Source organism: Kitasatospora sp. GP30, from assembly GCF_029892145.1.
GTDB classification, from domain to species: Bacteria; Actinomycetota; Actinomycetes; order Streptomycetales; family Streptomycetaceae; genus Kitasatospora; species Kitasatospora acidiphila.
The window spans coordinates 53,018-78,614 of sequence record NZ_JARZAH010000028.1 but is presented as its reverse complement, the minus strand read 5'-3'; the positions used below and the strand labels follow the sequence as shown (position 1 = coordinate 78,614).

General features: G+C 71.9%; 8 protein-coding genes. 1 reads left to right on the top strand and 7 read right to left on the bottom strand.

Translation table 11 applies throughout. The annotated features are described in order from the left end of the window. Positions 1 to 2 precede the first annotated feature (2 nt). Positions 3 to 944, top strand: a complete 942-nt coding sequence (locus tag P3T35_RS29110) for a LysR family transcriptional regulator (protein WP_280708391.1) — start codon at positions 3 to 5, stop codon at positions 942 to 944. Here P3T35_RS29110 and P3T35_RS29105 read toward each other — a convergent pair. The 7 genes from P3T35_RS29105 to P3T35_RS29075 all read right to left on the bottom strand — a co-directional run bounded on the left by P3T35_RS29105 (position 904) and on the right by P3T35_RS29075 (position 25,531). Beyond that, on the bottom strand, positions 904 to 2,070 hold the full coding sequence (locus tag P3T35_RS29105; RefSeq protein ID WP_101382901.1) for a S8 family serine peptidase: 1,167 nt from the start codon (positions 2,068 to 2,070) through the stop codon (positions 904 to 906). The genes P3T35_RS29110 and P3T35_RS29105 overlap by 41 nt on opposite strands. Beyond that, positions 2,067 to 5,408: a right-handed parallel beta-helix repeat-containing protein gene (locus P3T35_RS29100; protein ID WP_101382900.1), complete on the bottom strand. Its 3,342-nt coding sequence runs from the start codon at positions 5,406 to 5,408 to the stop codon at positions 2,067 to 2,069. Before P3T35_RS29100 ends, P3T35_RS29105 begins: the two co-directional genes overlap by 4 nt. A gap of 62 nt (positions 5,409 to 5,470) precedes the next feature. After that, entirely contained in the window at positions 5,471 to 6,871 is a 1,401-nt protein-coding gene (locus P3T35_RS29095) for a hypothetical protein (RefSeq protein WP_143676934.1), read from the bottom strand. Between the two features lie 62 nt (positions 6,872 to 6,933). Further along, the gene (locus P3T35_RS29090) at positions 6,934 to 7,359 is read right to left on the bottom strand and encodes a hypothetical protein (RefSeq protein WP_101382898.1); all 426 of its coding nucleotides are present in this window, start codon (positions 7,357 to 7,359) and stop codon (positions 6,934 to 6,936) included. A gap of 120 nt (positions 7,360 to 7,479) precedes the next feature. Then, the gene (locus P3T35_RS29085; RefSeq protein ID WP_280708387.1) at positions 7,480 to 24,744 is read right to left on the bottom strand and encodes a protein-glutamine glutaminase family protein; all 17,265 of its coding nucleotides are present in this window, start codon (positions 24,742 to 24,744) and stop codon (positions 7,480 to 7,482) included. Positions 24,745 to 24,783: 39 nt separating this feature from the next. Continuing rightward, positions 24,784 to 25,092: a hypothetical protein gene (locus P3T35_RS29080; protein ID WP_101382896.1), complete on the bottom strand. Its 309-nt coding sequence runs from the start codon at positions 25,090 to 25,092 to the stop codon at positions 24,784 to 24,786. Continuing rightward, positions 25,085 to 25,531 (bottom strand): YbaB/EbfC family nucleoid-associated protein, encoded by a 447-nt coding sequence (locus P3T35_RS29075; RefSeq protein WP_180356651.1) that lies wholly within the window; start codon positions 25,529 to 25,531, stop codon positions 25,085 to 25,087. Before P3T35_RS29075 ends, P3T35_RS29080 begins: the two co-directional genes overlap by 8 nt. Positions 25,532 to 25,597 lie beyond the last annotated feature (66 nt).

The window sequence follows — 25,597 nt, the reverse complement described above, 5'->3', positions numbered from 1 at the left end:
GCATGCCTACCACGCATGACTTTTCCACTCCGCTGCTGCGGGTCTTCGTCGAGGTGGCGCGGCTGGGGTCGTTCACGGCCGCCGGCGCCTCGCTCGGCTACACCCAGTCGGCGATCTCCCGCCAGGTGTCGGCGCTGGAGGAGGAGGCCGGCAGCGTGCTCTTCGACCGGCTGCCGCGCGGCGTGCAACCGACCGAGGCCGGGCGGCGGTTGCTGGTGCACGCCTCAGCGGTGCTGGAGCGCATCGCCACGGCACAGCAGGAGCTGCGCCAGCTACGGGAGTTGGATATCGGGCGGCTGCGGGTCGCGGCCTTCGCCACGGCGGAGGCCGCGCTGGTGCCGCAGGCCATAGCCGCGTTCCGGCGAGCGCATCCGGGGGTGGCCGTCACCCTGGAGGAGGGGCTGACTCCGGCGCTGGTGGGAATGCTCACCGACGGATCGGTGGATCTCGCGGTGCTCAGCACCGCGTTCGGCGAGGTCCCGGAGGGAGTCGAACTCCACAAGCTCGCCGACGACTTCATGCTGGTGGCGCTGCCGGCCGGGCACCGGCTGGCCGGCCGGCGACGGCTGCGGCTGGCCGAACTGGCGGACGAGGACTGGATCGCGGCCAGCACCCGGCCCGAGGAGACCTTGATCAGCTCCTGCCTGCGGACCGGGTTTCAGCCCCGCGTAGGGTTCGTGGCGCGCGACTGGATGGCCAAACTCGGCCTGGTCGCCGCCGGGTTGGGGATCACGCTGGTGCCGACCCTGGCCGCCGACGCGGTCCGGGCCGATGTGGCGGTGGTCCCGCTGGACCGGCGGGACCTGCCGGTGCGCGAGGTGCACGCGGCACTGGCGCGCGGGCTGACGCCGTCGCCCGCCGCGCACGCCTTCCTGGAGCTGCTGAAGGAGCGCAGTGCCGCGCTCACCGCGGCCGCCAGCCCTGGCGGCGGCCACGGGGGATGACCACCGCCGCGGCGCCGGTCAGGACGGCCGCGCCGAGGGCGCCGGCGGCGATCAGGGCGGCCTGGTGCGGGGCCGGCGAGCCGGGGGCGGCCGGAGGCATGGCGAGGTGGGACGGGGGCGTGGCGGCGCCGGGCGGGGAGCCTGCCGGGGCCTGGGTGACGGCGGCGACCAGGTCCAGGGCGGGGATTGGCGAGGGGTAGGCGCTGGCGAGCAGGCGGTGGCGGAGCTGGTCGGCGGTCAACTCCGGCGCGTAGGAGAGCGCCAGCGCCGCCGCCCCGGCCACGTAGGCCGCCGCGAAGCTGGCCCCGCTGCCGGTGGCGTAGCCGCTGCCGCCGGGGCCGACGCTCATCACCGCGTCCCCGGGCGCCGCCAGGTCGACCCGGCCCGAGTAGGACGTCTTGGCGTCCGGCACGCCGCCCGGGCCGAGGTCGCGGACGGCGAGCACCTCCGGGTAGGCCGCCGGGTAGGCGGCGGCGAGGGGCTGCTGCCCGGAGTCGGCGCCGGCCGGGGCCACCACCAGGGCGCCCTTGCCGACCGCGTAGCGCACCGCCGCCTGCAGCTCGTCCGAGCCGGCGGGCACGGTGGCCGCCACGCAGATCACCCGGGCCCCGCCGTCCGCCGCCTCCCGCAGCCCGGCGGCGAGCAGGTCGGCGGTGCTGGCGCCGGTGTCGTCGGTCACCCCGACGGCCAGCAGCCTGGCCTGCGGGGCGACTCCGGCGAAGCCCGTGCCGTCCCGGCGGGCGGCGGCGATCAGGGCGGCCAGGAAGGTGCCGTGCCCGACGCAGTCGTGCGCCGGGTCACCGGCTCCGGCCACGCGGGGCGCCAGGGTGAGCCGGCTGCCGAGCACACCCGCCGTATCGTCCACGCCGGAGCCGAGCACCGCCACCGTGACGCCGGTGCCCTGGCCGAGCGGCCAGGCCTGGTCGGGGCGGAGGAAGGACTGCGGCCAGGGCACCGCCTGCACGGACTTGGTGGCGGCCGGCACGCATCCGCTCGGCCCGCCGCTGCGGGTCTGGGTGATGCCGGGCAGCGTGTCGGGCGCGGCCGACGGGTCGTCGCCCCACGCGGTGCCGGTGGTGGCCGCCAGCATCAGGCCGGCCAGGCCGGAGAGCAGCACCCGCCTCACGCCAGGCTGCCGATCCGCTCCGCCGGGATGTCCTGCGGCAGCAGCATGCTCAGCTCGGCCAGGTCGCTGACGTCCAGCCGGCTCAGTCGGCCGGCCTGGCGGGTGATCATCGCCTCCAGGGTCTGCCGGGCGAACCGGCCGTTGCCGAAGGTGCGATCACGCGGCACCGACCGGAACAGCTCCAGCAGCGCGGCCCGGGTGGGCTCCGGGCAGGTGTAGCCGGCGGTGTCGGCCTGGGTCTCCACGATCCGCACCAACTCGTCGTCCGAGTAGTGCTCGAACTCCACGCTCCGGCTGAACCGGGAGGCCAGGCCCGGGTTGGAGGCCAGGAAGTGGCGCATCTCGTCGTCGTAACCGGCCACGATCACCACCACCTCGTCGCGGTGGTCCTCCATCAGCTTCATCAGGGTGTCCACGGCCTCCTGGCCGAAGTCGCTGCCGGCCCCGCCGCGCGGGGTCAGGGTGTAGGCCTCGTCGATGAACAGCACCCCGCCACGAGCCCCTTCGAAGGCCTCCTTGGTCAACTGGGCGGTGTGGCCGACGTATCGGCCCACCAGGTCGGCGCGGGCCGTCTCGACCAGCTGGCCACCGGGCAGCACCCCCAGTTCGGCGAGGAGTTCGCCGTAGAGCCGGGCGACGGTGGTCTTGCCGGTGCCGGGCGGACCGGCGAACACCAAGTGGTGGCTGAGCTGCGCAGTGGGCAGCCCGGCGGCGGCCCGGCGGCGGGTCTGCCGGGTGAGGCTGACCAGGTCCTCCACCTGCTGCTTGGCGGCGCGCAGGCCGATCATGGCGTTCAACTGCTCCAGCAGCCCGGTGCCTTCGGACTCCGCGGCGGCGGGCTCGGCCGAGGCGGCGGCAGCCGCCTGTTCGCTGACGTCCAGCGGCACCAGCAGGGCCAGATCGTCGTTGTCGAAGGAATCCAACTGGGCCAGCCGGGAGGCCTGCCGGTCCACCATCTCCTCGAAGACCTTGCGGGCCGCCCGGCCGTTGCCGAAGTCCGCACCCTTGGGCATGCGTTCGAAGTGGAAGAGCAGCGCGTCCCGGGTGCCCTCGGCGAGTCGGTAGCCGTGGCCGGCGGCGGCCCGCTCGACGATCGTGGTCAGCTCCGGCACCGAGTAGTTCTGGAACTCCACGGTGCGGCTGAACCGGGAGGCCAGGCCCGGGTTGGAGGCCAGGAAATCGCCGATCTCGGCGGAGTAGCCGGCCACGATCACCACCAGGTCGTCGCGGTGGTCCTCCATCAGCTTGACCAGGGTGTCGATCGCCTCGCGGCCGAAGTCCGGTCCGTTGCCGCCGGATCCGGCGGAGAGCGTGTAGGCCTCGTCGATGAAGAGCACGCCGCCGAGCGCCGCCTTGACCACCTCGGTGGTCTTCAGCGCGGTGCCGCCGACGATCGAGGCGACCAGGTCGGCGCGGGCCACCTCGGTGAGGTGGCCGCTGCGCAGCACTCCCAACTCGGCCAGGATGGCGCCGTAGAGCCGGGCCACCGTGGTTTTGCCGGTGCCGGGCGGGCCGGCGAAGATCAGGTGCCGGCTCATCGGCAGCGCCGGCATACCCGCCTGCTCGCGGCGCTTGGCCAGCTTGTTGAGGTTGACCAGGGTGGCCACCTGCTCCTTGACGCCGTCCAGGCCGACCAGTGACTCCAACACCGCCTGCGGGCCCTTGGGTTCCACCGGCTGCTCGACTGATGGTGCGTCAGCGTCGCCCGGCTGGTCGCTGGTCGACGCGGTGGCCGTGCCGTGCGCGTCGGGGTGGCGGTTGTCCCGGCTGTCCAGGTTCTCCACCGCCAACCGCTCGCCGGCCTCGGTCTGGCGCAGCCCCGAGCCCTGGTTCTCGGCCACCAGGCAGTCGGTGATCCGCACCGGCTCGATGCTCTCCAGGCGGATGCCGTCCACGGTGTTCTCGGTCAGCCGGCAGTCCGTCAGGGTGGCCCGAGCGCCGGGCTGAAGGTGCAGGCCGTGGCGGCGGTTGCCGCGCATCCGGCAGCGGGTGGCGGTCAGTTCACCCTCGCGGGCCACGCTCGCGCCGTCGAACTCGTTCTCCGCCAGCTCGCAGTCGCGCAGCGTGGCGATCCCGCCGTCGGCCACCGAGACACCGCAGTCGCGCGAACCGCGCACGGTGCTGCCGCCGATGTACAGGTTGCCGCCCTCGGCGATCCGCACCCCGGCCTCGCCGCTGTCCAGCACGGTGGCGTCCTCAAGTCGCCCGCGTCCGTTGCGCAGCACGGCCACCCCCGCCCCGGTGGCGGCGGTCACCATGGCGCGACGCAGCAGCGGGTTGGCGCCCTCGGTCACGCTCACGCCCGCGCCCGCCGCGTCCCGCACCTCCAGGCGGTCGAACTCGGCGACGCTCTCCCCCGTCAGCTCGACGCCGACCGCCGAACCGCCCTGGACCATGGCGCGGTTCAGCACCGGACCGGCCGACTCGCCGACCCAGATCCCGGCCGCCCCCGCTCCGGTCACCTCGCACTCCTCGAAGGTGCCCCGGGAGCGGTCCCCGATGTGCAGGCCGTGCCCCTGGCTGCGGACCGCCCGGCAGCGGCGCAGCAGCGGATCGGTGCCGCCGGCCAGCGCGATGGCGTGCCCGCGCACCCCGGTGACGGTGCAGTCCTCCAGCACCACCCGGTCGGCGGAGCTGATGAAGACGCCCAGCGCGCAGTCGCGGATCTCGGTGCGCACCAGCCGGGTGGTGCACTGCTCCTCCAGGGCCACCGCGGGCTTGTCGGTGGCGGAGATCACGCAGTCCTCGATCAGGCCCTGGGCCTGCCCGTTGGCGCAGATCCCGTTGCCGCGGGCGTCGCGCAGCACGCAGCGGCGGACCACCGGGTTGGCCCGCTCACCGATCACCACGGCCGAGGTGCCGAGATGCTCGATCACGCAGTCCTCGATCACGCTGCTGCCAGTGGCGGTCTCCACCAGCCCGGCGCCGGCCGCGTTGACCACCCGGCAGCCGCGCATCGCCAGCGAGCCCTGCTGGCGGGTCAGCACCGCCGTCCAGGAGTTGCCGACCACTTCGCAGTCCTGCAGGGCGGCCTGGCCGCGCGGCACGTCCACGGCAGGCAGGTCGTCGTCCTGGCCGTGCAGCACCAGGCCGGTCAACTGCACGGCCTCGGCGACCACTTGGACTACGGTGCCGGTGCGGGGGCTGATCCGCACGCTGCCCCGGACGTCCTCGGCGGTGATGGTGACCATCTTGGTGATCACCAGGTTCTCCTCGTAGCGGCCGGGCCGCACCGAGATCACCGCACCGCTGCGGGCCGCCTGCAGGGCCTCGCCGATCGTGCGGTAGCAGCCTGCCTCCCGCTGCTCCGCGCAGACCGTCAGCACCGGGCGCGACATGCCGGGCCTTCCTTCCTAGGGTGGTTCAGGGGCTCGTGCTGGTTCGTGCTGGTTCGTGGCGGTCAGGAGGAGCAGGTGGCGCGGATCGCGTCGGCCGCGTGGTGGGCGTAGGTCTTGCTGTTGCCGCTCCAGTCCAGACCGCGGGTGTGCAGCATCACGGACAGCTGGCCGCCGGACACCGGGTAGTTGCCGACGTCCACCCAACTCCCCTGGTTGTCCACCTGGTTGACGGTGAACGAGCCGATGGTGCCACTTCCGGGCGAAGTGCCGGTCTGCACCGTGTAGTAGGTGGGCGCGCCGCCGACCACCTTCACATCCGACGAGGCCGGGATGTAGACGGCGAAGTCGCAGCTGCCGCTGGAGGTCTGCAGTCCGGTGAAGCTCCACACCACCGAGTTGCCGTCGTCCTTGTTGGCGTCGCCGGACATCGGCACCGAGCTGAACGTGCCGTTGCACTGGTCGCCGCTCCAGCCACCGGAGTTGCTGCGCCAGCCGGAGCTGCCGTCGGAATACCAGCCGTGCTGGTGGAAGCTGGTGCCGGCATCGGCGCAGTACGGGCCGGCCACCATGGTGCGGGTGGTCGGCTGCGGGCCGGCCGGGGGCTGGGCGGGCGGTGCGGCCGGCGTGGTCTGGGCGGGGGCGGGGGCCTGGGCGGGGGGTTGCGCCTGGCCGCCGCCCGATCCGCCCGGCGCGCTGCCGGAGCCGCCGCCGCTGGTGCCGGAGCCGCCGGTCGAGCCGCTACTGCCGCCGGTTCCAGTGCTGTGGGTCGAACCGGTGTCCGGCACGGCCGAGTTGGCGGCGGAGGAGGAGGGGGACGGTGAGCCCGAGCCGTCGGCGGCCACCGGCACCGCACCGGCGGCCGGAGATGCCCCACCCGCCGTCGGCCCGCCGGTGTCGCCGTGCGAATCGAAGCCCGGCACATAGCCGTTGCCGCCGCCACCGGAGCCCTGCTGGCTGAAGCCGACCGGCTTGCCGCCCTGGGCCGGCCCGTGGTGCGAGCCGGAGCCGCCGAGCTGGGTGATCGCCAACGGCAGCCCCACCAGGACCAGGCCGGCGGTCACCGCGGCGGCCACCATGGGCCGCGAGATCCGACCCGGCTTGGCCTCCGCCGCACCGGGCGTGGCGGTGGACACCTCTTCGAGCTCGGCTTCAGGAGCTGCTTCTGACGTCGCGTCAGGTGCGGCAGCGGAGGTAGCGGAAGTGGCGGACGGCTCGGCCACCTCGGACACGGCACCGATGACCGCCCTGGCCGCCACCATCGGCTCGACCGCCGCGGACTCTTCGGCCGGCTCATGAGCCACCGACCCGGTTGCCGGCTCCTGGGCTGCCGGCTCTTGGGCTGCCGACCCCTGAGCCGTCGACTCGGCTGCCCGCTCCTGAGCCGCCTCCTCCGGTTCGTCGAAGCCCCAGGCCACCGCCGGAAGTTGGAATCCCTGCCGACCGCCCTGCTGTTCCTCGCCCACCCTGGTCCCCTGCGTTTGACGACTCTCCTCACCCGAGTGACGGGCCGGGCCACCGCCGAGGTTCAGCCGCCGGTGCCGACACTCCACACCGGCTCGTCGGTCGGGGTCAGCACGAAGGACACCGCCGCCGCCAGCACCCCGGCGTCCGGCGCCACCGGCAGCACACCGTCCTTGGCCCGCACGTGCGCCAACAGGCCGGGCTCCGGCGCGATGCCGTACTCCTCCAGGTAGTAGGAGACGGTGTCGGTCCAGATCCACTCCCCGTCGGTCCGGAACCCCATCGGCACCACCCCGCCCCGCTCCGGCTCCACCACGTCGTCGGCGAGCATCGGCGTCAGCAGCACCGGGGCGCCGGCCCGCAGGTACGCGGTCACGGCGGTGCGGTCGCCTCCCTCGGCGAGCCGGGGGTGGTCCTCGGCGAACCCGGGCCCGCTGACCGGGTCGACCCGGTCGAAGACGGCGGCGAGACGGAACTGCGGCTCGGTCATGGTGCGGGCTCCACTCGGCTGGCGGCGGGTCTCGAACGGGCTTGGCGGGTCTCGAAAGTGACTGGCAGGTCGCGAAGCGGACTGGCGGTCCCGACGGGGACTGGCGGGCCCCGAAGGGGACTACGGATACGGCGTGGCCTGGCGTTCGGCCGCCGGCAGCTGCTGTTGCTGCCCGTACCACGCCATCAGGCCGGCCAGCTGCGGCTTGGTCAGCTTCTTCCCGCCGACGTTGCCGAGCGCACGGGTCAGCTTCTCCTTGAAGGCCTCCGGGGTGTCGGTGTACTGGCCGATCTGCTGCGTGATGAGCCGCTTCTGGAACGGCATCAGCTGGTCGGCGGGCGGAATGGCCACCTCGGTCGCGGCTGCCGCCGCACGGTAGTCGTCCGTCCGCCAGAAGAGGTCGCGATCGTCCAGCTGCAGGCGGCTCAGCTCGTCGGCCGCCCAGCCGTAGGTGATGCTGGTCTGCGCGTTGGCGCCTCGGGAGTGGACGGACACGCTGCCGCCGTACTGGTCCGGTGGGAACGCGACGACGGTGCGGATCCCGGGGAAGGCCTTGCGCAGCCGCTGGATCACGGCGCGGCAGCTCCGGCAGGTCGCCTGGGTGGAGACCACCGCCAGCACACCGGTGACCTCCTGGTTGGGCAGCGGCAGCTGGGTCTCGGGGTCGAAGCCCACCCCGACCTGGTCCGCCAGGTGGTTGTAGAGGTCGGTGAGCACTTTCACCTCGGCGTCATGGGCCTGGTAGTTCGCCCCGAGGTTGCTCTCCGCCCAGGTCTTGGCGCTCAGGCTCGCCAGGTTGCGCTGGGTCCCCGGCGGCCAGTTGTCCTTGCCGCTGATCCGGATCTCGGACTCCCAGGTCCGCGCACCGCCCGGCGACCGGGTCAGCCGCAGCGCCGCCGCCGCCATCGTCGTTCCCTCCGGGCGCTCGACGCCGAAGAGCTTCTTGCTCAGCCCGTCGAGCAGACCAGCGGCCTCCTGGTGCTGCTCGGCGGTCGGCGTGAACACCCCGAAGAGCGGGGCGTCGGGCTCGAAGAGGCTGCGGTCCACCGGGCCGGTGAGCGGCAGCTCCCAGGCGTCGGTGGTGGCGGCGCGAACCCGGGTGTCGGCGGTGAACCCCGGTGGGAACTCGGTGGCGTCGGCGGGCGAGGTCCACCCGGTGCTGGGGTCGGCCCAGTGCAGCGTGCCGTCGTGGGCGTGCAGCAGGGCGAGGGCGTGGCCCTCCGGCTCGCCGTCGCGGGTGAGCAGCACGGTGGCGAAGCCGCCGGGACCGGCCTTGCGCACCTGGTCGCGCACCGCGTGCAGGGCCGGCAGCCCGTAGCCGTGGTCCTGGATCAGGCCGTGCGATTTGATCAGGGTCCAGGCCGGCTCGGACTCGGGCAGCCCGTGCTCCGGCCGGGCGGTGGTCCGGGGCCGCCCGTAGAAGGTGTCGCGCAGTGCGCCGACCGCCTCCAGGCAGTGGTGCAGGTCGCCCCCGTCGGTGCTCGACCGGTGCGGGTTGAGCAGGGCGAGCAGCTTGGCGGTCGGGTGCGGGTGGGTCTGCTCCACCGTGTTCAGGTGGTCGATCAGGCTCCGCTGCAGTGCGGGGTCGAGCGGCTGGTAGCCGCGGTCGCGCAGCACCGCCTCGGACGTCTCGTAGTCGACCAGGCGCGGCCGCTTGGCCGGCGGTCCGGACGGCTCGTTGTGCTGGTTGCCGTGGTACTGGTCCTCGTGGTGCTGTTCCTCGTGGTGCTGTTCCTCGTCGTCGCGGCCGCGCTTGCTGCCCGTGAGCACGTCGAAGATCGAGTCGGCGGTGTCGGTGTGCTGCTCGGACGCGGTGAGGGGGTGGTCGCGCAGCGGGGTGCCGTCCTCGGTGAGCCGCTCCAGTTCGCTGAGGTAGCGCTGCGGGATGGCGGGGCGCAGCGGGCTGCTGGTGTCGGCCATCAGCCCGCTCTGCTGGGACTTGGCCGGGGTGTCGCGGAACAGCGAGGCGGGATCGTACTGCTCGTCCTTCAGGCCCGCGTAGTGCAGCAGTTCGTGCAGCAGGTCGGCGTCGCCGTGGTCCAGGTCGAGGTGGTGCTGGTCGGCGCGGCCCGGACCGCCGTTGCGGGAGGCCGGACCGGTCAGCGTGATCGCCTCGGTGTGGTCGGGCCGGTGGGTGAAGGCGGCCTCGAAGTGCAGCTGGTCCTTGGACTCCGGCAGCCGGTAGCCGATGTTGAGGTGCCGGTCGAGCAGGTCGTTGACCCGCGTCTGGAACGCCGCGAGCTGCTCGTGGGTGACACCGGCGCCGAGCCGCACCGGCAGGTCGAAGGAGATGGCTCGCACCCAGCGCCGGTTGCCCTGCGGGTCGTCGGACGCCTGGACGCGGCGCACCGTGTTGCGGACGTAGACCGTCTTCCCGTCGACGTACGACCTGCCGCCCGGGGCGCGGCGCAGGGTGGCGGGTGCGGACGGCTGGAACCGCTCGGTGTGTCGCGGCGCCGTGGGTGCGTTGCGCGCGCGGTCGCGCCACTGGGCGGCCGGGATCGGGTTCGGGTGCGGCTCGGCCCACTGCTCGACCGGGTGCTCGGTCGGGTGCTCGGTCGTCGCGTGATGGACCACGCCGGCCTCGGGGGCCTGCGCGGGCGGGAACAGCGGGTCCGGGCCGAACAGGGCTCCCCACCGGTCGACGATCCGCTGCGCGGCGGCCAGGCCGCGGTCGTCGGTGGCGGTGACCTGGTTGGTGCGGAAGTAGCTCTCGGCCGTCTGCAGACTCTGCCCCGGCGGCTGGGCGTGGTCCTGGGCCGCTGCCAGGAAGTACACGTGCCGCTCGGTGGTGTAGTGGGTCGGGATGCCGAGGGGGAAGCCGAGTCCGTCGGTGATCACCATGCCGCCCCCCTGCAGCTGCTGGAGGGTGCCGACCGTCTCCGCGTAGCTGGATCCGATGCGCATGGAGTCGCCCGCCGGCACGCCCATCATCGCGATCCACTGGTCCACCGTCAGCAGGTGGTCGGCCATCGACGGGTCCATCACCATCTCGTGGACGGCGCCGTTCTCCTGGACGTCGATCGCGACCGCGACGTGGTAGCCCCAGGCGACCTGGCCGGGCGCATGGAGGGTGGCGCCCGCCGCGTTCATGGAGCTGACCACCAGGCCGGGGCCGCCGTCCGGGGTCTGGTAGCGGACGAACGCCTTCTTGCAGGCGACGCCGAGTTCGGTGAGCCGCACGGCCATCAGGTGCGCCCGGTTGAAGCAGCCGTCCTCCGGGAAGTCGTACGGGACCGGCTGGTGGATTCCCGCCGCGCTCTCGTAGTTGAGCCCCTGCATCTCGCGGAAGAGGTCGTCGGCATAGCGGCGCGGCACGCTCTGCTGCTCCAACTCATGCCCGCCCAGCAGGTAGTTGCCGAGCGCGCCGGTCTCGGAGAACCTCGCCGGGGCGTCGTCGGACAGCGCCCGGCCGGTGGCGTGCTGGTAGCCGGCGGCCACCCGCCACAGGGCCCGGATGTCGCTGCGCAGCGGGTGGATCAGGCTCAGCAGCGAGCCCAGGTCGCCGTCGGCGATCGCCTGCTGGATGCTGCCGACAAGCGCCCGTTCTTGTTCGTCGCGCGTGGTGTGCACCAGGCCGGCGAGCGGCATGACGCTGGCCCTGCCGAGCAGTTCCATCACATGCTCGAAGGTCACGGCGGTGCCCAAGTGCCCCTCGTCCGCCGCTTGGACGAGCAGGGCGGTGATGTCCTCCCCCTGGCTGAGCTCCTGGTAGCGCGCCGCCAACTGCCGGACGCTGTCCGGGTCTCGTTCGAGGCGGCCGAGGAGCGCCATGACGTGCTCCCCGCTCGGTGTGCCGCCGGTCAGCTGCTGGTGCAGGCCGCGGGCCACGAAGTCGATGGTGGCCGGCGAGTGGCCGAACTTCACCGCACCGGGCAACGGCTCGTGGTCAGGGGCCAGTTGGTCGGGTGCGACCTCCGGGTAGTGGTCGGCGCCGTGGTCACCGGCCAGGTAGGGGCCGAGCAGTTCCACCGGGGCGTCGTGGGCGATCTTCAGCCAGTTGCCGGGGACGATGGCCGGGTGGCCGGTGGCGGTGATGCCGACCGTCTTGGCGACCACCAGGTGGCCCGGGCTCTCCGGGTCGACCGCGCCGTCCTGGTGGCGCGCCTCGGTGAACCAGACCGGCCCGTCGGCCGCATAGGACACCGCCTTGTGCAGCCCGGCGTCCCAGAGGTGCTCCATGACCTCCTGCACATAGCCGCGCTCCGGCCCGCGGCTGATGTCGCAGGCGACCCAGCGCAGCGGCTTGACGCCGTCCCAGCCGCCCTCCTGGTGGAGCTTGAGCAGCCCGCGGGCGATGTCGACCGGCGCGAGGGCGGTGTCGTCCATCGTCGGCATGCCGTCGGCGGTGTGCATGGCCAGGGTCAGGTAGTCGTCCGCGTGCGGGAAGCGCTGGAACACCGACTCGTTGAGGGTCTCCCAGTCGGCGTGCCGGTCGCCGACCCAGTAGAGGCGCTGCGGGTGCAGCTGGGTCAGCTCGGCGCCCGGGGCGTGATCGGGGTGCTGCCAGGCGTGCTCCAGCTCGGCGACGGTGACGGCGTGGCCGGGGCGCTTGAGCTTGTCGACCAGCTGGACCAGGTGGTCCAGCCGGCCGGTGCCGACCTCGCCGGCCGCCGAGCCGGTCAGCTGGTGGACGTAACTCTCCAGGTGGGCGCGCTGGACCGGGCTGCCGGTGGGGAGTTTGAGCGCCTCGCGGACCAGGTCGGCGGTGCGGCGCACCTGGGTGAGCCTGGTCAGGGTGATCCGGTCCGGGTTGCCGTCCAGCTCCAGGGTCAGCTTGGCGGTGTGCCAGGCGTTCAGGCTCGCCGCGCGGCGGGCGGTGGCCGGTGAGAGCAGATCGGCGACCTTCGCCCCGAACGGGCGGCCGTGGTCGGCGCCGATGTACTCGGCCAGCGGCCACAGGTCCTGGTGGGTGCGCAGCTCACGGATGTTGGCGAGTTTGGTCAGCGCCTGGTGCAGATCCTGTTCCGCCGGCGTGGTCTTCGGGAACGGGAGGTCCAGGGGGCGCTCGGTGGCACTGATCTGCTCGTACGGGCGCCCGCCGCCGTCCGTGCCGACATGACGGTCCGTCAGCTTGAAGCTGCTGCCCGGCTTGATCAGCACCTCCGACTCGCCGGCGGCGACCGAGAACGGTTCGATGTCATAGGCGCTGCCGCCGCCGTGCATCTCGAAGTGGATCAGCGCGGGGTGGGTGACCGGAAGTTGGGTGCGGCCCTTCATGAACCGCAGCGCCACCAACTGGTCAGTGCTGGTGCTGAGGAAGTCGCGGTTGCTGAGGGTCGAGCCGCCGTAGGTCGGGTCCAGCCGGCTGCCCGCGCCACCGGCCAGTGGGCCCATCAGCCGCTCGCCGCGCCAGAGTTCGCCGGAGACCGCAGGCAGCTTGTCCAGGGTCTCGCTCAGCAGCTCGGCGTGGACCTTGAGTTCCCGCTCCAGCTGCGGGACCAGCGGGCCCACCGCCTGGTGCAACTGCTTGCGCTGCTCGGGGCTGCGGCTCCAGGGCTCGGTGTTGCGGATGATCGGGCCGAGCACCGGATCGTGCTTGAGAGCCGACGGCAGCTGACTCAGCGGCGCGTTGTCCAGCAGCACCTTGGCCTGGCGCTCCAACGCGAGCTGCCGGAACGGCGGGGAGAACCGCAGCATCACGTTGATCAACGGGAAGGTGGGCCCGGTGTAGACGCCCAGCGCCTCGAAGTGGGCGACGGTGAGCGTGTCCAGCACCTGCTGCGCGGTCAGGTGGTTGCGGTCCAGCCAGTTCACCACCTCCGGCTTGACGTGCTGCGGCACGTACGGAATCCCGGCCGCCTCGGCCGCCTTGTTGGCCACGACCGCCTCGAACTGGGCCCGGTTCCGCTGACTGCGCGAGGCGAACTCGTCGTAGTAACCGCCGTTGTCACGCGGGGTGTTGACCAGCTCGTGGTAGGCCGCCTCATGTGGCAGCATGCCGTCCTCACCGAGCTCGGCACGCACCTGGTGCTGCGAGAGGCCCGGGATGTGCTGGTAGAGCATCGAGACGTCGCCCATGGCGTGCGACGGCAGCGGCGGCAGCTCGTCCAGCAGTTGGGCGCCCTTGAGGATCTCGTAGAGGGAGTGGTCGCCCAGTGGCAGCATCCAGCCGGTGAGTGCCAGCAGCATGTCGCCCGGTTCGGTGTCCGGGACCTTGAGCAGCCGGAAGGCGTTCATCATCTTGGCCGTGGTGGCCGAGATGCCGGTGCTGACCGGCATGCCCTTCTGCTCGTGGGCCGTGCCGTACCAGCCGGACTTCTCGTTGACGACATAGAGGTCCCGGCCGGTCTGCCAGTGCAGCGTGCCGGTGGCGCCGTGCTGCTGCTGGAACCGCAGTTCACGGGAGCTCAGCGGAATTCCGCGGTGCTGGAGCTGCGTTGCGGTCAGCTGGTTGAGCGGCGTGTCCTCCCGGCTGGTGCGGGCCCTGAGGCTGCCCAGGTACTCGCTGCCCGCCTTGATCGGGTCGGCGGCCTGCTTGATGATGCTGCCGGTGCCGAAGTGGTCCTTGTCGAACATCTTCGACAGCGGGGTCTTCGCCAGGCCGGCGCGCAGCGGGCCGTTGAGGAACTCCGCCTGGGTGTGCAGCTCGCGCAGGTCCAGGCCCATGGCGGTGGCCCTGGCCTGGTCCTGGTGCGCCAGCAGGTGCTGGAGCACGCTCTTCAGGCCCAGCGGGGAGTCCTTGGCATAGGCCGCGTTGAAGAAGGCGGTCATCAGCTCACGGGTGTTGCCGGTCGCCATCATGGTGTGGAACTCGGCCGAGGTGAGGCTCTCGCCGACCTGTCCGGCCGAGGTCGGGTCGTCCTTGAGGAAGACCCGCTGGAGCTCCTCCTCCGGGACGTCCGGATGGGCCGCGCGCAGTGCCTCGTACAGCCTGCGCACGGCGGTGCGCGCGGCGGCTTGCGCCTTGGGGTGGTTGAACGCCAGGTCGCCTAGCTTCTCCTCGAACCTGGCGGCCCGGCCGCGGTGCTGCTCGGTCGCGTAGAGCGCCTGCTTGTGCGGGACCCCGAACGCCTTGACGCCTTCCACCGGGCGGTCGTTGGCGTGCTCGTCGGTGGTCTCCGGCAAGTGGTGCGGGTCATGCACCCCGGGCGGGCCGTCGAGGTGCGAGCCGAGCTGCTCGGTGTGGACCTCGTGGCCGTCCGCGGGCAGCGTCAGGCGCCGCCAGTGGCCGCCTGCGGTGATCACCGGCAGGCCGTGCCGGCCCCAGCCGACCTTCGGGCTGACCACCAGGTGGGGATGCTCGCCGGGCACGAACAGCACGGTGCCGTCCGGTGCGTAGACCGTCAGCTCCAGATCGGGCCGCTTCTCCCGGATGACCCGCATCAGCTGCTCGGCGTAGGAGTGCTCGCCGCGGCCCGAGTTGCAGGCCACCAGCCGGAGCGGGCGGCCCGCCGGCCACTTGCCGTTGTCGTGCAGGCCGATCAGCACATCGGCCAGGTCGCGGGCGCCGATCGGGTGCCCCCGCCAGGTGGGGGCGCCGTCGCTGCGCGAGCTGTGGTAGGCCAGCGTGAAGAAGTGATCGTCGCCGGGGAATTGGCGGACCGCCTGCTCGAACTCGTGGTTCGTGACCGGGTCCTGGGTGTGGGGAAGCCAGACGGTGTTGGGCTGGAGTTCGTGCTCGGTCAGCTTGCCGATGACGTCCGACACGTTGACGTCCGGATGCTTCGGCAGGTCGAGGTGGGTGAACGGCCCGTCCGGGTGCGTCTCGTAGCGCCGGGTGTGGGTGTCGAGGATGGTCTCCGCGGTGGTGTGGTCGAGCGGGATCAGCACGTCGGCGGGCACCACGACGGGCAGCGTACGGGTCCGGTCGCCGTCCTTGAGGGTCAGGGTGAGCTCGACGAAGGCCTGGTAACGGGCCACCGGCTCCGGGAACTTGCTGCCGCTGAACGCCTTGCCGCCGCTACCGCCGGTGGTGCCGTGGCGTGCGATGTGCGAACCGGACACGTTGACCGTGGTGGTGGCGCCGACCGCCGACGAGATGTCCGCCTTGGCGCCGAACTGCACCTGGGCGCCCGTGCTGCGGTAGTGCAGCGTCATCCCCCGGCTGCCCGTGCCCGCCTCGAACGTCGGGTTGAGCTCGGCCTTGGCGAGGTCGCCGTGGTACTCCAGCGAGATGATCCGGGACGACAGGCTGATGCCCGACTTGTCCTTGCCCGACCAGAGCTGGTCGAGCAGCGAGCGCTTGCCGGTGGACGGCAGGTCGAGGGAACCGCCGTGCGCCGTCTCGTCGTGGTGGGCCGAGAGCTGGGCATGGTGGTAGGTCGCGGCCACCAGGTCGTCGATGCGCTTCCAGGCGGCACGGCCGAAGAAGTCCGGGCCGACCGCGCGCAGCGAGTCCCGCACCCCGGCGGAGTTGCCGAGCCAGTGCAGCAGGTCGGTGTGCTCCGAGAGTTGCTGGAAGGCGTCGCCGGGCGGCCGGCGGACCTGCACCTCCCTCGGCGAGGCGGACGGCGGCAGCGGCGGCTCCTTGACCAGCTCGGCCAGCGAGCGGTGCGGCACGCCGTCCGGAACCGGCGGAGTGCGGTCGAGTTCGTGCAGCACATCGAGCTCGACCATGGCCTCGGCCCGGTGCCGGCGGGTGCCGAAGAGCCGGACGATCGTGTGGCCCGCGGTTCCCGGCGCGGCGATCCGGTGCTCGTCGAGAAGGTTGAGCTTCGCGTGGCGGGTCATGGTGAACACCAGCCGGGCGGTGCCGGTCGATGCCATCGCGGGCACCTTGGCCTTGACCGCGCTGCCGCTGGTCAGGCTGTCCCCGCTCGACGCCGACCGGTCGGTCCCCCAGCTGTGGCTGGCACCACCGCCGGCGACCAGCGCCGCGCCGGTGGCCAACATGTCGGTGGTGCCCTGCACGGTCGCGGCAACCGTCTGCCCCTTGCCCGAAGGGCCGTTCTCCCCGGAGCTCTGCACCGAGATCTGCCGACTGGTGCCGGTGTTGAACTCGACCTTCGGCGCCGTACCGACCTGCCGCAGGTCATCCAGCTCGGCGTGGATCCGCACGGTGCTCCGGCCGTGCCGCAGCACGATCCGCTGGCCCGCCAGCACCGACTTGAACTTGGGGAGCAGATCGCCGAGTTCGAGTTCCTCCTCGATCTTCGCCGCCATTCCGGGCCAGTCCGAGCCGAGCAACTTCGCTCCGCTGTCGGTGATCTGGCGCACGATCGCGCGGGCCTCGGGCTCCCCGGAGAGGTGCTGCCACGGCCGGAGCTCGGTCACGATGTCCGAGGAGCCGAGCGTGCGGGTCCGCACCACGGAGTCCGGCACCGAGTGCCGCTCGGTGATCGAGGTCGGGTGCACCACCCGGACCGGCGAGGCGACCCGCACCGCCACCGGCACCTTGGTGCCCTGGGCCGGCTTCGGCTGACCCTGCCACTCGATGGCGAACTCCAGGTCCGCCGTGCCCTTGAAGATCGCGGCCGGCTCGGTGCTCTTGCCCCGGCTGCTGGTGGTGGCGGTGTGTTCGATGGTGCGGCTGCGGGTGGTGTCGCGGCTGCGGGTGTAGTCCGCACTGGCCGAGACATGCGGGACGTTGACCTTGCCGCCCACCTTCATGCGGGTGCGCGTCCGCCGGTCCGAGGAACTGCCGACCATGCTGCGCTGCTGGTCGCCGACTTCGAACTCGTACTCACTCACGGTCTCGGTGTGCTGCCCCAACCGGACCTTGCCGCGCACCACCACCTGGCCCTTCCGGCCCTGGTGGCTGATCGGGACGCGGATGGTCCCGCCCTGGCTGAGCCGGACCAGTCCGGCGGTGAGCGCGTCGCCGCCCAACTCGTGGTCCAGGTGGGCCTCCAGCGCGGGGGGCAGCTGAGCTTGGTGACGACCGTCCTGCAAGGCGGACTTGACCGCGTCGAGCAGCTTGCCCTCCTCGCCCTCGAAGCCGTGCAGCCGGTCCATGCTGCCCAGTCGGCCGTCCTTGTTGTGGGCCGGCACCTCGAACGTCTCGGCCGGCGCGTCCTGGTGGCGCGCGGTCTGCTCGACCGGCCCGGTGAACTCACCGTGCTGGTGGCCGGTGGTCTGCGGGGTCCCGGTGAGCCGGCGCTCCACGCCCAGCTCGGCGCGGACGGGCACCGGCACCGGATCGAGCCGCTTCCCCTGGTAGGAGATGTGCAGTTCCAGGGTGAGGTCGGTGTCGTAGAGCTCCTGGGCGCTGCGGTACTTGGAGCTCGCATAGCTCTTCACCGAGTCGCCGGCCCGCCAGCCGTTCCGGTCGCGGTACTCCCGGCTCAGCGTGGTGCTGAGGTCCAGGGTGTCCTTGAGGGCCTTGCCGGCCGCGTCCTTGACGCCCAGGTCGTGCACCACCGGCGAGGCACCGCCCTGGGCCTGGACGGTCTTGGTGTCCGCCCAGAGCTTGCGCCGCCCCTGGAAGGTGGTGCGCTCCCGCACCTGGTTGAGGTCGCTGCCGTCCTGGCCGCGCAGATGCCGCATGCTGCGCACCTTGCCGACCACCGCGATGTGCAGGTCCTTCAGCGGGCCGCCGGACGCCTCCGGGGTGTGCAGCGGCTGGTTGCGGGTCATCCCGGTCAGATGGGCCGACACCGCCGCGTGGGTGTAGGTGGCCAGCACGTCGTCCCGCACCTCGGCCCAGCCCTTGTCGCCGAGGAGTTGGCGGCCCTGCTCGTCGAGTGCCCTGTGCAGGTCGGCGATTCCGGACAGGTCGCGGACCGTGGTGGTGCCGGGCAGGCCCTGGTGGGCGGGGTCGGCGGGCCAGATGCCGTTGGGCGGGGCGGGGTGCTCGGTGGGGGGTTGCTCGGTGGCGGGGTGCTCGGTGGCGGGGTGCTCGGTGGCGGGTTGCTCGGTGGCGGGGTGCTCGGTGGCGGGTTGCTCGGTGGCGGGGTGCTCGGTGGCGGGGTGCTCGGTGGGGGCTTGCTGATCCGGCTGCTGTGGGTGGGGCGTGTCCAACTCCGGCTTGTTCGCTGCCGGTTCGGTCTCTGACTTGTCGACCAGGGCGCGGAAGCCCAGGCCGGTGGTGAAGGTCTCGCTCTTGTCGGCGCCCGCAAGCGGAGTGAAGCTGACCTTGATCTTCAGCGCCGCCTCGCCGTCGAACACCACGGCCGGCGACTTGGTCTTGGTGACCAGCGCCAGCTCGTCGCCCGAGCCCGCCAACTGGACCTTGTCAGTACCGCGTTGGCCGTTGGCGCCGTAGCCGGCGATCCCGGGGGTCCCCAGTCCCGGCGCCGTCGGCGTGCCGGTGCCGGTACCGAGGAACGGCAGTTGCAGGATGCTGCTGTCGGACACCTGGTGGGTGGCCGAGGTGCCCGTACCGGTCCCGATGGTGAACTCGGTCGACGCGGTGGTGTCGACCTGGTCGAAGCGGCTGATCTCGGCGCCGGTGAACTCCAGGGTGGCGGTGCCGAGTTTGCCGGCGACCGACACGGCAATGGTCTGGCCCGCCATCAGGCTCTTCAGGTCCTGGTGGAGGCTGCCCAGGGTCACCTCGGAGCTCGCCTTGGCACGGAGCTCCGGCCAGAGGCCGCCCGCGACGTCCTTGGCCTGGTCCTCGATCCGGCCCAGCAGCTCGGACACCGCTTGCTCGCCGTCCGCGCCGTGATGGCCCGGCACCCAGACGTCGCTGACGACATGGGTCCCGGCCAGCCGCTTCTCGTCGGCCACCTGGCGTGGCAGCGTGCGGTATTCGGTGGGTGTCTTCGGCTCGCCGGTCTCCCGGACCGGGACCGCCAGCTTGCCCTTGAACACCAGCGGGGGGACGTCCGGGGCGGTCACCTTGAGCCCGTGCTCGGTGAGGTCGCGGAACGTCACCTGGACGTCCAGCTGCGCCTGGAAGACGGCGGCCGGCTCCACGGTCTTGCCGCGCGCGATGGTGCGGCTGGAGTCGGCGCTGCTGTGGCCGCTCTGCCAGCCGTGCTGGTAGCCGAGCGTCTCGGCGAGGTCGCCGCCGCTGCCGAACTTGAACTTCGCGGAGACGTTCGCGCCGGCCTGCCAGGTCCGGTCGTCGCTGGTGCCGATGGTGCTCTGCTGCTCGGCGCCGAGCTCGAACTCGAAGGTCTCCCGCTGCTCCACGAACTCGCCCGTGCGCACCTGGGCGCGGACCTCCAGCAGGCCGGTGCGGTTGCGGGACTGGATCGGGAACACCCAGTGGTCGCCCCGGCTGAACGCGGTCGCCTTGGGGGCCATCTCGCCGGTGCCGAAGATCTGGGCCACCAGGTTGCGCGCGGCCTCGCGGTCGCCGCCCAGCGCCTGGGTGAGGCCGTCGGTGAACCGCTGGAGGTCGGCGGGCGTCGGCTCGCGCAGGTCGACCAACGCGTCGTAGGCGGCCAGGCCGCGCTCGCCCAGGCGGGCCGGGGGTGCCGGGGGCAGGGGCGGAGCGGGGTGGGTTGGGGGGTGCGGGGGCTGGAGTTCCTGGGGCGGGGGGTCTTGATGCTGGGGGTGCTGGGGCAGGAGGTCTTGATGCTGGGGGTGCTGGGGCAGGGGCGCGACGGGGGGTTGGTGGTGGGTCGGGCCCTGCAGGGCGTGGAACACGAGCGCCTGGGCCGAGTCCGGGTAGTGGGCCTCCTCCAGCGGCCGGGCCAGCTCGATCGGCTCCTGTGGCTCCTGGGACTCCTGCTTCTCCACCGGCTTCACCGTTCCGGGAGCCTCCCCCGGATAGTGGGCCTCCTCCAAGGGCCGGGCCAGCTCGATCGGTTCGTGCTGCTCGTCGCCGAACCGGACCGCGCCCCGCAACGGCTCCCGCACCTCGTGCGCGGCCACCTCGTGGTAGCCGGCGGGCAGTTCGCTGCCCACCGTCTTCGGCTTCGGATCCCCCGCGCGGTACTCGTGCCACTGGCCGGGTTCGGCGACGACCGGTCGGCCGGCCTTGTCGTACCCGACCTTGCCCGCCGCGATCAGCCGACCCGAGGCGGGGTCGAAGTAGACCGGCCTATCGGCGGCGAGGGCCGTGGTGCCGAGGTCGTGCTTCGCCAACTCCTCCATCACGTCGGACACATAGCGATGGTCCACGGCACTCGCCAGGTCGCAGGCGACGAACTTGAGCGGCTTCCGGCCGTCCCAGCGCCCCGTTGCCTGGGCGATCCGCAGTCGGGTGACCAACTCCCCCACCGGAATCGGCCCGTGCTCGCCGACGTGCATGGCGACCAGGAAGTGGGCGTCGTCATGGGAGAAGTGCGCGACCGCATCGGAAAAGCCGTGCTGCGCCTGCTCGGACTGCCGGGAGTCGGGCACGAAGAGCCGGTCGCCGTTGCGTACGATCAACGCCTGCTCGGTGGTTGAGCCGTGTCGCTCGGCGACCGGGCCGAAGGTGTTCTCGTGGCCGCTCTCGTGCGCCTTCCACTTGGCACCGTCGAGCCCCGCCGGGCCCCAGAGTTCGCGGTACCTGTCGAAGAACTCCGAACCGTAGTCCCGCTTCAGTCCGGCGATCGCCTCGTCCGACGCCTGGTGGGCGCCCGCCAGCTGGTCGAACCCGCCCGCCGCGTCCCGCAGTGCGGGCATGACGTGCTCTTCGAAGTCCAGGTGGGCGGCCAACTCGGCGTGCAAGCCGCCCTGTTCGCTGTTCCACTTGTTCGCCGAGACATCCTCGGGCTTGGCGAACGCCGAGTCGAAGGTCTTGAGCACCCGTTCGGTGTGCCCCTCGGCGACCCGGTCTGCCGAGTCGTCCGACAGGCCACGGCTCCGGGCCTCGGCCCGCGCGTGGTAGCCCGCCGCCTCCGTGACCGCCTGCCGCGCCGCCTGCTGGTCAAGCAGCGATTGGAGCCGCGCCGGATCGGTCAGCTCATGGAGGTCCTCCGTCTTCCCCTCGGTGATCCGGCGGTCCAACTCGGCGGCCACGTCACGGGTCACGGTGTGCCAGGCCTTCGACAGGTGACCATCCGTCACCTTGAAGTCCTTGAGCGCCTCGCCAGGCTTCCAGGTGTCGGCCGCTTCGGCGACCTTGTCCACGGCGTGCCGAATCACCGCCTCGCGGGCGGCCTGAACGGCGAACTCATGTGGCAGGTCGGCCGCGTAATGCGCGAGTACCGATTCCACCACTGCCTGGGCGAGGTGGCGTTCGCGATGGATGTCGGCAGCGGTGTCGGTGGAGCCGACGATCTCCTTGAAGTCGGTGGTGAGCTTGCCGCGCAACGACTCCTTGAGGTGCGCCAGGCTCTCGGACGACAGCTCGGGGTGCTCGGGAGCGCCGGATTTGGCCAGCAGCTCCTTGTCCGCTTGGTCGAGGTTGCCGTGCCAGTCGGCCGTGGTCTTCGCCAGCAGGCGGTCGGCCGTGTCGAGCATGGACTCGAAGTCCGCGCGCAGGTCGAGATTGCGCGTCAACTCGGCGGTGAGCAGCCCCAGTTGTTGCTGCGCTTTGGCGTTGGTCTCGTCGGTGAGATGGTCAGAGGTGGCGTAGAGCTCGGCCACGGCCTGCTCGGTCTTCGCCTGGAAGGCGGGCCGCAGATCCTGGCGGATGCGGGCCAGGGTGGCGGGCGGCAACTTGCGCGGCGGCGCGCCGGTGTCGGGGATGCCGGTTTCGATGGGCGCGTGCGGGTTCCAGCCCCAGTCGGTGACGGTGCGGTCGTACCGCTGCATGGCCACCCGCACCGCGCCTTCGCGGACGGCGGCGAGGTGGATGATGCCGCCCAGGTCGACCGGCGGGTCATGCGGCTGCCGGTTCGCCAGCTCCTGCTGGAGCAGCTCCTTCGCGCGGGATTGGATGGCGTCGCGCAGCGCGGGGTCGGCGCCCTCGGGCAGGTGGAAGGAGCCGCTGAAGCCCTCGTTGAGCAGGTCGTTGACGTCGTGGTCGGACGGCTTGGCCGCCGCCTCGGCCAGCTTGCCGTCGTAGCTGTCCTGGAGATCGCGCTGGGCCTGCTGCCACTGATCGGCGCGGGAGTCGTCGGTGTGGTCCGTGCGCGAGGGGTGCGGGGGTGCGGGGGTGAAGTGGTAGGCGTGGCCGGAGGGGGTGTGCTGTGGCGCGGCCGAGGCGGAGTGCGGCACGGGGGTGGAGGGCTGCTGGTGTTGCGTGGTGTCACCCGGCTGCTCGTGGTGCGGCGCTGGGGCAGGCTGCTGGTGTTGCGTGGTGTCACCCGGCTGCTCGTGATGCGGCCCCAGGGCACGCTGCTGGTGTTGCGTGGTGTCACCCGGCTGCTCGTGATGCGGCGCGCCGCCCACCGTCTGGTGGGCCGATCCCCCGCCGGTGGTCGCCGTCGCGTGCGGTGGCGGCGGCGCCACCGATTCCTGCTGCTCATGGGTCTGCACCACCCCGCCGCCGCCATGCCCCGCTGACTGGGTGTGCACCGGCTTCGGCGCCGTGATCGACTCCGAGCCTCCGTCCCGCGTCGAACCCTCGTGCACCTGCGACCCCTGGTGCGGCTGCGACGCCTCTTGCTCCTCGGGCCCGCCGCTCTGCACCTTGATCGGCGCGGGCTTGCCGGGCGCCTGGTCGCCCTCCGCCCCGTCGGGCTGCTTGCTCGGTTTGCCCTCCCCACCAACGGTGTTCGGCTTCGCCACCGGAGCCGCCAGGTGCTCCTGCTCGCCGCCCGGGCGCGGCCGGGGCGCGGCGGGCCGCAGCACCGGGATCGGGGCGCTGTGGCCGGTCAGGTTGGAGATGACGGACAGGATGGTCAGCGGGTGCGTCGGCGGGTAGTACTTGCTGGTCGCGTTGGGATCGTGCAGCCACTCCTGCACGAAGTTGGTCCACTTGTGCTGGATCGGCGCCGTGACGACGTGGCCGAGGTGCCCGAGCGCACCCATTCCGACGCCGGAGACGAACGTCTGCCAGGTCATCGAGAAGGTGTGGTCCTCGCCGAAGGTCAGGTTGTAGAAGCCTTCGGTGAGGCTGTTCTGCACTCCGCTCTTGAGGTAACCACCCACCGCGGCACCGAGCTTGAAGAGCACGGTGTCGCCGCCGATCGTGCTCATCAGGCCGGGCACCTGGTCCGCCAGGGTCTTCACGGCGTCCCCGTGCAGCAGGCCGTCCTTGCCCAGCACCTCGGTGAGGTCCTTGAGCACGTCCTGGCCGGCGCCGTGCCCCGCGCTCTGGGCGAGCGCCTTGCCGAAGTCCTGGCCGAGTTCCTTGGCGGTGTCGTTGCCGAGCAGGTCGCCGAGGTGCTTCTCGAAGGTCGCCCCCATGTCCGCGGCGAACTTGTCGGCGCCCTTCCCCAAGTTGCCTAGCCCGTCACGGAATCCGGATGCGAACCCCGAGTGGTTCTTGCCGAGCAGGTCGCCGAGGTCCTTGCCGAACGCGTTGGCGGCGTCCTTGCCCAGCCACTGGCCACCGGTCTTGTCGGCGAAGTCCTGTACCACGTGCTCGGTTTGGTCGGCGACGTCCTTGGCGCCCTGCTTCAGCAGGTCGTTCCCGCCCGCGTCCGCGGCATCCTTGGCCAGGTCCTTGCCACCCGCATCCACCGTGTCCTTGGCCAGGTCCTTGCCACCCGCATCCACCGTGTCCTTGGCCAGGTCCTTCCCGCCCGCGCCCACCGCATCCTTGGCCAGGTCCTTCCCGCCCGCGCCCACCGCATCCTTGGCCAGGTCCTTCCCGCCCGCGCCCACCGCATCCTTGGCCAGGTCCTTGCCACCCGCGCCCACCGTGTTCTTGACCAGGTCACTGGCGCCCGCGCCCAGTCCGCTCTTGGCCAGGTCCTTCTCGACCGTACTGAGGCCGTTGTCGGCGAGGTCCTTGGCCAGCAGGTTGGAGACATCACCCAGACCGTGCGCCAGCGCCTCGCCGCCGCTCTTGCCCAGCGCCTTGCCGATGGCGCCGCCGAACAGCTTGCCGAGACCGGAGCCGATCAGGTCGAGCGGGCCACCGATCAGGCCGCCCAGCGCGCCGAACTCCACGGCCTGCAAGGTGGAGCTGGTGTCCCACTCGTTCCGGCCCTTGTGGCCCACGGCGATCTGCAACGTCTGGATGATCGCGTCCAGCGCCAGGCCGCCGACCACGCCCATGAACACGTGCATGGCGATCTGGTCGATCAGCCAGGCGATGATCTTGCGCAGGATGGCTTGCGCAATCAGCTTCTCCGCGACGATCCACCCCAGCGAGGCGCCGCCGGTGAACGGCATCCAGGCAATCGCGAAGGCGATCTCGAAGGCCAGCTGCACCAGTTGGGCGATCGCCATCCACTTGGTGTACTCGACCTTGTTGGCGGTGTCGTGCGCGGTCTTGGCCAGCTGGGCGGCCTGCTCACCGGACAGGCTGAGGTAGTCGTCACCGCCGGTCGCGCCGGTCAGCTGCTTCATCGTGGCGACGAAGGCGTCGGCGGCCTGCCCCTCGAACTGCCCGGTGCAGACCGCCACCATCTCGTTGATGTACTGCTTGAGTTGCGGCATGTCGTCGGCGACGGTCTGGTAGTCCTCACCGGCCTGACGCAGCTTGTCCTCGTCCGCCTGCGGCCACTGCATGCCGGTCAGGCCCGAGAAGAGCTTGGCCAGGTCGTCCGGGATCATGATCGACATGCGATGTGTTCTCCTGACGTTCCGTCACCACCCGCTGGCTCAGAACGCGTTGGCGCTGTCCGTGTTGTCCTGGTCGGCACTGTTGAACTGGTCGGTGGAGTCCTGCCCGTGCTGGCCGACCTTGTCGATGGCCTTGCGGACGCCGTCCAGCAGGTCGGTGAGGTCCGCGGTCGGCTTGTCCACCGTCTGGTGGTACTGCTTGCCGATGTCGTCGTCACCGGCCGCGTTCTTGTTGAAGGCGTTGATCTCGTCGACCCGGCCCCGCATCCGGTCGAGCAGGTCCGACATGTCGCCGAACTTGCCGAAGGCGGACTTCAGGTCGGAGAGCGCGGTGAACTGGTCAGCCACTGAACTCCTCCTGCCGCCGCCCAGGTGCCTGCCAGCCCTCGGCGGCCCGGTAGCCGGGCCGCATCGCCTGCAACGGGGCCAGCAGCTCGTCGAGTTCGGTGCCGCCGGTCATCGAGGTGCGCAGCATCTCCCCGACGCCTTCGAAGGAGCGCATCGACTCCAGCACCTTGGCCCCCATGTCGGCCCGCGCCTCGTTGAGCACGGTGGTGAGCGCGGTGGCCAGTTGGGCCGGCGCCATGGTGCGGTAGGCGGTGGTGTGGAAGGTGAGCGACACCACCTGGCCCTGGGCGCCGACCACGGCGGTGACCATCCGGTCCTTGGAGGTCGCCGAGGCGGTGGCCGTCTGCAACTCGCGGGTGGCTTCCGCCATTTTGGCCTGCTGCTCGCGCAGGGTGGCCATCGCCTGCTCGATCTGCTCGGCGAACGGGGTGGCCGGCATCTCACTCCTTCGACGATCTCGGTGACGCTGACGACATCTCTTGCTACGGGCCCCGGCCATGGCGCA

What these genes read in the sequence shown, in the direction of transcription:
- P3T35_RS29110 (WP_280708391.1), top strand. Translation starts at nt 3, where the DNA reads ATGCCTACCACGCATGACTTTTCCACTCCGCTGCTGCGGGTCTTCGTC.
- P3T35_RS29100 (WP_101382900.1), bottom strand. Translation starts at nt 5,408, where the DNA reads ATGTCGCGCCCGGTGCTGACGGTCTGCGCGGAGCAGCGGGAGGCAGGC.
- P3T35_RS29090 (WP_101382898.1), bottom strand. Translation starts at nt 7,359, where the DNA reads ATGACCGAGCCGCAGTTCCGTCTCGCCGCCGTCTTCGACCGGGTCGAC.
- P3T35_RS29085 (WP_280708387.1), bottom strand. Translation starts at nt 24,744, where the DNA reads ATGTCGATCATGATCCCGGACGACCTGGCCAAGCTCTTCTCGGGCCTG.
- P3T35_RS29075 (WP_180356651.1), bottom strand. Translation starts at nt 25,531, where the DNA reads ATGCCGGCCACCCCGTTCGCCGAGCAGATCGAGCAGGCGATGGCCACC.